The organism is Mycobacterium mantenii, from assembly GCF_001667865.1.
Lineage (GTDB): Bacteria > Actinomycetota > Actinomycetes > Mycobacteriales > Mycobacteriaceae > Mycobacterium > Mycobacterium mantenii_A.
The window spans coordinates 162,114-171,917 of sequence record NZ_LZJP01000066.1 but is presented as its reverse complement, the minus strand read 5'-3'; the positions used below and the strand labels follow the sequence as shown (position 1 = coordinate 171,917).

The following is a 9,804-nucleotide window of genomic DNA, read 5'->3' as shown; positions in this document are numbered from 1 at the left end:
CAATCACCACCGCGGCCACACCGCACTCGGCGGCCAACCACCCGCCACGCGCGTACCTAACCTCTCAGGTCAGTACAGCTAGGTGAAGTCCAGGGCCTCGACCGTGGCAACGGGGCCTTCGTGGGTGGGCCGGTTCGCGCCGCCGATGCAGTAGACGGTGTTGCCCACCGTCGCGACCACCTCGGCGTGGCGCGGGGTGGGCATGGGACGCAGGGTGGTCCAGGTTCCGTCCGCGATGTCGTACATCTCGGCCACCCCCAACACCTGTGTCGGCTCCTCACCGCCGATCACCAGGATTCGGCCATCGATGAACGTGGCGCCGTAGCTGCCGCGGGGAGTCGGCATGTCGATCCCCTTGGTCCATGTCCCGGATTGCGGGTCGAACCGTTCGAACGCCGCGGAGTTCTTATCGGACGACAGGAATCTCCCGCCGATCGCGTACACGTAGGTGCCGTCCGACACCGCCGCCAGATGCTCGCGTGGGGTGGGCATGTTGGCGGCGTCGTGCCACGAGTTGCCGTCGAAGACCTCGGTCTGCGGGACGAGCTGCTTGGCGTTCTGCCCGCCGACGACGACGAGTTTGTCTCCGGCCACGGCGGCCGCCAGTGCCGCGCGGGCGTGGGTGAGGCCGGGCAGTTCGACCCACTTGCCGCCGCGCAGCGCGAACACCTTGTTGGACGCCTGGGTAAGGTCGCTGCTCGCACCGCCGAGCACCACCACCTCGCCGCGATAGGTTGCCGCCGCGGCATGGTGCAGCGGGATGGGCAGCGCGGGTTGCGTCTGCCATACGCCGGTGCGCGGGTCGAAGCTTTCGACCGTCTGCAGGGCGACTCCGTCGCGCAGGCCGCCGACGATCCAGATCTTGTCGTCGAGCACGGTCCACGCCGTCATCAACCTCGCCGTGGGTGCGTCCGGCAGGGAACGCCACTGCGCGGCCGGCTGGATCTGGCGCGCCGGCAGCTGCAGCGCCTCCGCCGACGAGGTCGCCTGGCCGTCGCCGACGTCACTCGAGCCGCCGATGGCGTACACGGCTTGTCCCACCGCGTCGACCGCCATGCCGTGCCGCGCCGTCGCCATGTCCGGCAGGCCGCCCCACGTATTGGTGTTCAGGTCGAGCACCGACACGCTCTTGAGGACTTGCCCCGCCGACTGTCCCCCGGCGGCGACCAGGCGCCGATCGGCTATCGCCGCGCCGAGGTCGCCGCGCGGTTGGGGAAGGTCGGGTAGGCGCGCCCAGCTTTTCGCGGCGGGGTCATAGGCCTCGACCGTCGGCAGGTCGGCGGTTCCGTTGTTGCCGCCGACTGTGTACATCAGCTTTCCGTCCGACGCGGCGGCCAGCATCTGCCGGGGAGTCGGGATCGGGGTGCCCAGGGTCCAGGAGTTGCCGTCGAAGATCTCGACGGTGTTCAGCAGCGCGCCGTTGGAATCGACCCCGCCGGCGACGATGATGCGGCCTCCCACCTCCGCCGCCGCCGCTGCCGCCCGCGGCTGCAACATGTGGGGCAGCTCGACCCAGTGGCTGTTGACCACCCGCCAAACCTGGTCGGTGGCAACCTTTTGCGGCCCTGCGGTGCGCCAGCCGCCGAGCACGATCGGGTTGCCCTGCCAGGTCACCGACATCGCGTGCTGAACCGGAACCGGAAGATCGTCGCCGCTTTTCCAGCTGTCGATGACGGGGTCATAGCCCTCGTGGTTTGCGACGAGGGCGCGGTTGCTGCCCAATCCGCCGAAGATCCAGATGGTGCCGTCGGCCTGCGTGGTCGCAGCCGCCTGGCGCGCGATGCGGGCGTTCGTGATCGGCCGCCACTTCACCGCCTGGCCGCTCGGTTGACTCGCGGCGGCGTTGTGGTGTCTGTTGCCCTGCGTGAGCAGAACGTAGACGCCGCTGCCCAGCACCAGCACGGCCACCACGATCGCCACCCCGATCAACGGCGCCGTCACGCGGTTCCGCTTCTTGCCCGACGAGCCCAACCACGCCACCGCCCCGGCGGCCGGCCCGCGCCGCGCGACCTCGGGTGGGTCCGCGGAACCCGACGACGTGATCGCATCGGTGACGCTGGTGTGCTCGGCGATTGCCTCGGTCGGCTCAGATGTGTTGGGCGCAGCGGGAACTGGCCTACGTGTGTCCGAGGATGGGCCGTGCCGACTGGAGTGCTGCGCGCCGGCGGGCCGCGACGATGCAGCCGTGTTTTTGTGATCGTTGAGCGGGCTGATCAGTGAGGTGGCGCTTTCGGAGTCGGAACTCCGTTGGCCCGGTTTGGCGATCCGCGGCGGTCTCGACGCCGGTGTGGCCGTTGTCCCGCCACGGCCGCCCGGCGACAGTGTCCGCGCCTTCGAGAGACCCGACCAGGTCCCCATCGCGCGCCCCGATCCGGCGCCGGCGGCGGTGATTGCCATGGCGTCGGGCTTCAATCCGTTGCGGCGCTGGCTTTCCTGCAACCCGCGACCGAACTCCGCCGCCGAGGCCGGCCGTTCAACCGAGTCGGGCGACATCGCCATCTCGATCGCCAGACAGACCGCGTCGGGGATTCCGCTGGGGCGCAAGTCCGGGACCCGCGAGCTGTTGATCCGGGTGTAGTGCGCGAGCAGGTCTTCGCCGCCGCGGCGCTCGTAGGCGGCGTTGCCGGCGATGAGCGAATAGAGAGTGGCGCCAAGGGAATACACGTCGCTGCCGACCGTCGCGGGATCGCCCGCCATCACCTCGGGCGCAAGGTAATCGATTGTGCCGGAGAACAATCCGGCCGCCGTCTCATACCCACCGGCGACGTGGGCGGTCCCGAAGTCGGTCAGTTGCGGTTCGCCGTAGTCGTTGACGAGCACGTTCGCCGGCTTGATATCGCGGTGCAGGGTGCCGCTCAGGTGCGCGGTTTCCAGTGCGCCGGAAAGCTTCACCCCGATCCGCACCGCCTCCGGCCAGGCGATGGGTCCCTCGCGCTGGACCCGTAGACCCAGCGAACCCGCGGGGCAGTACGACATGACGATGTAGGGGCGGCCTCCCGGGGTCACGCCGACCCGCAGGATATTGACGATGTTCGGATGCCCCGAAAGGCCGCCCATCGCATAGCCCTCGCGGAGAAAACGTTCCCGGCCCGCGTCGTCGATGAAGGTCGGTAGCACCTTGATGGCCACGTTGCGCCCCAGCGCCGTCTCCCGGCAGCAATAGACCACTCCGGCGGCGCCCCGGGCGATTTGGCGCGCATTGTCGAATCCGGCCGCGGCTAACTCCGCCACGATCTCGCTCGGTCCCGGCGCCCGGGCGCGAGCCTTGGGTCTTTCAGCCATTACCTGGCCCTAACTTCCCAGGCGACGTATGGATCGGGGTCAAGCGTAGCGAACATTCAGCCGCCGTCAGTAGCGTTCAGGACACCTCATTTGACGGCGCGACGTGCCGCCCGCCCAACTCGCGCGGGCGCTTTTTCTCAGCCGTTCGTCAGTGCATGCGCGCGCTGCCGCCGAGGCCGATCTCGAGCACGCTTCCGGTGATGACCCCGGGATCGGTGACCAGATACAGCACGCCGCGGCTGACGTCCTCGGGTTGCAGCCAGGGCTGCGGTATTGGGTTGGCTTTCGTCATCCGGCGCACCAAGTCGTCGGGGACGTCATCGCTTCCGGTGGGTTGCACCATCGGTGTCTGGGTGGTGGTCGGGCAGACGACGTTGATCGTGATGCCCTCCTTGGCGACCTCCAGGGCGGCCGACTTCGCCAGGCCGATGACACCCCACTTGGTGGCGTTGTACGCGGCCAGCTCCGGGATGCCCATGCGCCCGCCCATCGAGGAGGTCACCACGATCCTGCCGAACCGCTGCTGCCGCATCACCGGTATGGCGGCCCGCAGGACGTGAAATGCGCCGGTCAGGTTCGTGTCGATCAGCTGTTGCCACACCACGTCGCTGACGTCTTCCAGCAGCCCGGTGCTGACGATTCCGGCGTTGGCCACCACGATGTCGAGGCTGCCCATGTCGGCGACCGTCTGCTGGATCGCGGCGCCGACGGCGGTCGAATCGCGCACGTCCAGGGTGAGCGGCAGGCAACGCCGGCCCAGCTCTTCGACCAGCTTGGTCGTTTGCCGCAAATCGTCCTCGGTGCCCAGCGGGTAGGTCAGGTCCGCCATCGCATTCGGGGCGTCGCCGACGACGATGTCGGCTCCTTCGCTCGCCAGCGCCAACGCGTGCGCGCGGCCCTGCCCTCGAGCCCCGCCGGTGATAAAGGCCACGCGTCCATCCAAGGCACCCATGGGGTAAAGCTATCAGCCGGCGAAAGCCGCTGATGCGCGGCAACTTTCAATACGGTTAATGCTCGGGTACTGGCGGGCGTCGAGGGCGCCCACAGTGCGGAGGTGAGGACGCGAATTAAATCCGCGTGATCCCCTGGTCACCGTGGGCCCTTTTCGAGGATGCTGCCCGCGGTGTCGGTGTGGGTCAGTCCTCGAAAAATACGACATTGTCGGTGACGGGGTTGCGAGGGATGTCGAGGTGGTTGGCCACGAACGTGGGGTCTTCGTAGCCGATGCACAACCCACACAGGACAACCAGCTCGTCGGGGATGCCGAGTTGGCCGCGGGCGACGTCGGGATAGAGCGCCGTGGACACCTGGACGCAGCTGTCGAGGCCGCGATCGGTGAGCGCGAGCAGCAACGTCTGCAGGAACATGCCCACGCCGATCGCATCGGGAAGGCCGAGGTCGCGGTGCATGCAGACGATTCCGGCGACCGGGGCGTTGAAGAAGTCCCAATTGCGTAGCTGTGCGGTCCGGCGGCCAGCGGCGTCGTCGCGGGCAACACCCATCGCGCCGTAGAGGAGTGCGCCGAGTTGACGGCGCAGCTGGTTGTGCGATTCCGGCAGACCCAGCGAGGGCGGCGAAGTGGCGCGCACCGCCGCCGCGAGTGCGGCCCCGAGGCGTTCGCGCCGGGCGCCGGTGGTCAGGAACACGTGCCACGGCTGCACGTTGGAGTTCGATGGTGCCCGCATCGCCAGGGTCAGGGCCTCTTGCAACAGTCGGCGTGGGACTTGCTTGTCGGGCAGGAACATTCGCGTGGAATGCCGCCGCAGCACGACGTCGTCGAAACGGTGACCCAGTGACGAGGGGCTGGCGTCGTTCAGTTGGGCGGTCATCGCTGATCCAGCCAATCGCCGAGTCGTGTCGGCGCGATCTCGGCGCCCTCGCCGGTCACCAGGCTGTTGTGCTCGACGGGCGTGCCGAAGTAGGTGGCCTCTGGGTCGACGTTGATCGGCACGTCCTTGCCCTGCTTGGCCAGAACGGCGCGGGCCATCTCGGCGAACGTCATCTTCTCCGGGCCGCCGAGGTCGAGGACGCCCTGCAGCGGCGTGTCGCCGGCGACCCGGGCCACGACGGCGGCGACCTCTGCCGAGGCGACCGGCTGGATCAACGCGTCCGGAGCCTGGACCTGCCCGTCGACGATCAGCGAGGCGGCGATGCCGTCGGTGAACTCGTGGAACTGGGTGGCCCGGACGATGGTGTACGGCAGATTGGACGACGCGACCAGCTCCTCTTGGCTGTGCTTGCCCTCCAGGTAACCGCGACCCCTCAGCTTGTCGACGCCGACGATGGATAGCAGCACATAGTGCCCGACGTCGGCCCGTTGGGCGGCCGAGAGCAGAGTGGTCGCCGAATTGGTGAAGAAGTCCCGCGACGGGCCGTCTTCCAGGCTGGGTGAGTTGAGGACGTCGACGACGACGTCGGCATGCGCGAATGCGGTGTCAACGCCGTCGCCGGTGACCGCGTCGACCCCTGAGGAGCGCGATGCGGCGGTCACCCGATGCCCGGCGGCGGTTAGCAGGTCGACGACCTGAGCGCCGATCATGCCCGTGGCGCCGACGACCGTGATGTTCTTCGAAGTGCTCATGGGGAGTTCCTTTTCTGACGAGGGTTGGGGAGTGGACTATTCAGGACGCGGGACGCGGCGGTCCTTGCGGGCTTCGAGCTCGTCGGCGTCGACCAGAACGAACATCTCGGTGCCGGGGCGACAGAGCATGGTGACGGTGGCGGCGACGGTCATGTCGTTCATGCGTGCTTCCTTCCGTATTGGATCTACGACGACGTTGTCACGCAACGGGGTCGCCAAGCACCATGGAAAGTCCGTAGTCCTTGGCGACCCCGGCCGAAAAAGTGGCACACATCGATCGACTCGACTGGCGACAACTCGAGCTTGGAGAAGGCATTCGGCGATCCGGCGCGGACTTGGCAACCGAACTCGATTGGCGGACGCTGTCTCGAATAGTCGGCGGACCGCCTTATGTTCGCCGCCAACGCATTCGAACACGTCGTGCAACTGCATGTTCGAAAGGTTCGCGCAGCGCTACCGCTGCTCATCGTGGAGCCGATAACGGGAATCGAACGCGCTTATCCAGCATGAAAAGCTATTCCAGGCCCGGTGGTCGCTATCCGAAAGCTGGCCGGTGTGACTGTCGGCAGATTCAAATGCCAACTGCAGCTGCGGTTTCGGTTCAGATGGTTTTGCTTGTTCCCAATATGGTCACGGTACGCCCATCGCAGGTCCAAAGTCCCTGTTGTGGGCTGCGCCCGGAGCGCAACATGGTGCCCACGATTAAGGGGGCAGTTATGACCGGACCACTGCGACCAACGGATTGGTATCCCATTCCGAGTGGCGCGCCCGTTGGGGTGGCGGCGCCGCAGCCGAAGAATGATCCGTTCTACAAATACACCGCCAGCAAGCCGCTGGCGGACATCGCGCCGGGAACGGTACTGAAGACTCGCAGCGTTCCCTACCACGTATTCGGCATCCCGACGTTGCTCAAGACAACACAGCTGCTCTATCGGTCGACCAGCCAGACCGGCGACCCGACCGTCAACGTCACTTCGGTCATTCAGCCGCCGAACGAGCTACTCGATGCGGAGAGGGTGATTTCGTACCAGTCTGCCTACGACTCGCTCAACCAGAACGACGAGCCGTCGTACTCGATCTCGGGCGGATTCAGGCTCCGCGGAATGATCATTGACGTCGAGGCGGGTGTCTTCGGTCCATTCCTCGCCGACGGATACACGGTCATCGTCCCTGACACCGAAGGCCAGGAGGCGCGCTTCGCCGCGGTCCGCGAGTACGGACACAACACGCTCGACTCGATCCGCGCCGCCTTCAATTCGCCGACTGTCGGGCTCCCGAGCGATGCGAAGGTGGCGATGCTCGGCTACTCCGGCGGTGCGATCGCCACCGAGTGGGCCGCCGAGCTCGCCCCGAGGTACGCGCCCGATGTCAACGCGCGCTTGATCGGCGCGGCGATGGGCGGCGTGCTGGTCCACCCGGCGCGCAATCTGCACTACGTCGACGGCTCGTTGTTCTGGCCGGGCGTCATGCCGATGGCGCTCGTCGGCCTCGGGCGGGCGTTCAAAAGGGATTTCAGGAACGATCTCAGTGGTTACGGCGTGCAGCTCTACAACAAGCTGCGGACCGCGTCGATCATCGATGTCCTCGGCCACTACCCGGGTCTGACGTGGCGGAAGCTCGCCAAGCCGGCCTACCCGACTCCCGAGAAACTGCCGTTCTTCGCCGTGCTGGCCAACCAGCTGATCATGGGCACCGGCGATGTGCCGACGATCCCGTTGTTCATCGGCCAGGGCGCCAATGGTGCTCAGTGGGAAGGCACACCGGGCGACAAACCGGACATCGGCCCCGGCGACGGTGTGATGATCGCTGGCGACGTGCGCACGCTCGCCCGCGACTACTGCAAGAAGGGCACGACCGTCCACTACGAACAGTACGACTCGCTCAGCCACATCTGGAGCATCCGGATGTGGGTGCCGAATGCGATCGCCTGGATAAAGGAGCGCTTCGCCGGACTGCCGGCGCCGCAGAACTGTTCGTCGATCAAGCCGGGCAACAAACTCCCACCGATTCAGGTTCCGTCGTCTGCGGACAGCCCTCGCACCTAGCCGCCGACGCCGCGGGGGCATTCGAACGTATTTCCCAGATGGATCGTGGAGCCGATGACGGGAATCGAACCCGCGTATTCAGCTTGGGAAGCTGATTCCACGCTCGAACAGATTTTCTGCTCCGCTAGGTCAAGAAGCTCTAGTGGTCAACTGGAATTCCAGCTAGAAGGCTGTTCGGTACGTCTGGCGCGCGGATGAGGTACGGCGCCTGTACGGTCCCGGTTCGATTGGGTTGGGGGTACTGACGGGGTACGTGCGAACTGTTCGGCCATTACAGCCAAGGAGGGCCTTGCGAAGGAGGAGCGCGTCAAGTGAAGTGCTGCAGCGTGGCATGCAACCCATATGCTCCGCGGATGCGCGAGATCGAGACCATCGATCCAGAATTGCGGCGCCTGTGCATCAGCTGAAAGCCGAGCGATCGCGCTAGCTCGGTTGCTAGCGTGATCTATACGTCGGTAGGAGGTGGCCGTGGCCGATGAATTGGGGGTCGGGGCCCGCATCGCGGTGGCATGTTCGGTGTGTGAGCGGGCGGCATTATGAATCCGGCGGCATCGGAATCCACGCATTGGTCGTGTGGTGGTGCAGCAGCGTACCAATCCATTCAGCTATTCCCCAGCCAAGTCTTACCAGGTGAGTTCGATGTTGTGCGATCTGCCTGTGCACACGATCTACGAGAAGCGAGGTAAAGGAAACATGCCGCTCGTATTCATTCATGGCGTCGCCAACCGCGGAGGTCCGAAGTATGACGCTGGAGTAAAGGCGCGAGACGCGCTCTTCCGTCAATTCCTACTGGGTTCACACCGCCGCTCCGACGGAACGGCGGTTCAGATCGTCAACCCCTACTGGGGACATCTCGGCGGTAGGCTGCGCTGGAATGGAGCGTCCTTACCGGCCGGTGACAATGTCGAGAAGCTCGGATCGGAAAAAGAGGCGTTGGCGGAACTCTACGCGAGTGCGCTTCTTATGGGCGATTTCGAACCGTCCGACCATGCCATCCTGCCGGTAGCGCGACGATCGCTGTCCGATGCGGTCGATCTGCTATGGGCGGCGTCTGTTATCGACGCTGACCCCGACGATTTTGACGAGGTCGACGACTTTGCCGCATTAGGCGCTTTCGCGTATGCGTATGCGTCCGCCAACCCATCGCCGGACTGGCTTGCAGCGGTCGCCGATGACGACGACCTGCTGGATCGGCTTGAAATTGAGGTGGCAACGTACGCAAGTCGCAAGCATGCGGACAACACGGAAACCCTAGGACTGGGCAGCAAAGTCAAGGGCGTTTGGGGGACTATTCGCGCGGGCGCCACGAAGCTGAAAACAGCCGCGACAGGAGGTGTTGGCCGAAAAGCTTCTGACTTGATCCGGCCGGCATTCGTGCCCGGCGTCGTGGGGTTTTTGGGTGATGTTTTTGTCTACCTCCACCAGCAGAATTCCGCTGGCTCTATTCGCGAAGAGGTGTCCAAAGCCATCAAAAGCGCCGCAGCTTCCGTTGAGGAAGATGACAGATTGGTCATCGTCGCGCATAGCATGGGTGGCAACATCGTCTATGATCTGCTCACCAGCGATCTCACCACTACGCAAGTGCCGCTGTTGATCACCGCAGGAACCCAAGTCGGATTCTTCGAAGAGCTGAAGCTTTTTGCGAAGAGCGACGAAGCTGTTCCAACGAAATCCAGACCAAAAGTCGAAATGCCTTCCAACATAGAACGGTGGATCAACGTCTTCGATTACAGTGACCTTCTCGGTTTTCGGGTTGCCCCAATCATTGACGGCGTCGAAGATTTTGACTTCCCGACAGGCTCATTGCTAAACGCTCACGGTCAGTATTTTTTGCAACCGGGCTTTCACCAGCGACTGGCGGCCCGCGTTCTCAGTAAATCATGAGGACCCCATGGC

General features: G+C 65.2%; 7 protein-coding genes. 2 read left to right on the top strand and 5 right to left on the bottom strand.

Translation table 11 applies throughout. The features are described 5' to 3' along the window. Positions 1 to 78: 78 nt before the first annotated feature. The 5 genes from A5688_RS10900 to A5688_RS28325 all read right to left on the bottom strand — a co-directional run bounded on the left by A5688_RS10900 (position 79) and on the right by A5688_RS28325 (position 6,025). Entirely contained in the window at positions 79 to 3,282 is a 3,204-nt protein-coding gene (locus A5688_RS10900) for a serine/threonine-protein kinase (RefSeq protein WP_067907335.1), read from the bottom strand. Between the two features lie 148 nt (positions 3,283 to 3,430). Further along, the gene (locus tag A5688_RS10895) at positions 3,431 to 4,234 is read right to left on the bottom strand and encodes a mycofactocin-coupled SDR family oxidoreductase (RefSeq protein WP_067833481.1); all 804 of its coding nucleotides are present in this window, start codon (positions 4,232 to 4,234) and stop codon (positions 3,431 to 3,433) included. A gap of 184 nt (positions 4,235 to 4,418) precedes the next feature. Next, positions 4,419 to 5,027, bottom strand: a complete 609-nt coding sequence (locus A5688_RS10890) for a nitroreductase (protein ID WP_067907338.1) — start codon at positions 5,025 to 5,027, stop codon at positions 4,419 to 4,421. Positions 5,028 to 5,107: 80 nt separating this feature from the next. After that, a complete protein-coding gene (locus A5688_RS10885; RefSeq protein WP_067907332.1) occupies positions 5,108 to 5,863 on the bottom strand; it encodes an SDR family oxidoreductase in 756 nt (251 codons plus the stop codon). 36 nt (positions 5,864 to 5,899) lie between these two features. Continuing rightward, positions 5,900 to 6,025: a hypothetical protein gene (locus A5688_RS28325; protein WP_278184155.1), complete on the bottom strand. Its 126-nt coding sequence runs from the start codon at positions 6,023 to 6,025 to the stop codon at positions 5,900 to 5,902. A 554-nt stretch (positions 6,026 to 6,579) separates the two neighbouring features. On the opposite strand from A5688_RS28325, the gene A5688_RS10880 reads away from it, so the two are divergent. Both A5688_RS10880 and A5688_RS10870 read left to right on the top strand, forming a co-directional pair. Then, positions 6,580 to 7,908: a lipase family protein gene (locus A5688_RS10880; protein WP_067907330.1), complete on the top strand. Its 1,329-nt coding sequence runs from the start codon at positions 6,580 to 6,582 to the stop codon at positions 7,906 to 7,908. A 630-nt stretch (positions 7,909 to 8,538) separates the two neighbouring features. Beyond that, positions 8,539 to 9,792, top strand: a complete 1,254-nt coding sequence (locus A5688_RS10870) for a hypothetical protein (protein WP_131812445.1) — start codon at positions 8,539 to 8,541, stop codon at positions 9,790 to 9,792. Positions 9,793 to 9,804: the final 12 nt, after the last annotated feature.

Bases quoted from the DNA above. Each gene is read 5' to 3' on its own strand.
- A5688_RS10880 (WP_067907330.1), top strand. From the start codon at position 6,580: ATGACCGGACCACTGCGACCAACGGATTGGTATCCCATTCCGAGTGGC.
- A5688_RS10890 (WP_067907338.1), bottom strand. From the start codon at position 5,027: ATGTTCCTGCCCGACAAGCAAGTCCCACGCCGACTGTTGCAAGAGGCC.
- A5688_RS28325 (WP_278184155.1), bottom strand. From the start codon at position 6,025: ATGAACGACATGACCGTCGCCGCCACCGTCACCATGCTCTGTCGCCCC.
- A5688_RS10900 (WP_067907335.1), bottom strand. From the start codon at position 3,282: ATGGCTGAAAGACCCAAGGCTCGCGCCCGGGCGCCGGGACCGAGCGAG.
- A5688_RS10885 (WP_067907332.1), bottom strand. From the start codon at position 5,863: ATGAGCACTTCGAAGAACATCACGGTCGTCGGCGCCACGGGCATGATC.
- A5688_RS10895 (WP_067833481.1), bottom strand. From the start codon at position 4,234: ATGGGTGCCTTGGATGGACGCGTGGCCTTTATCACCGGCGGGGCTCGA.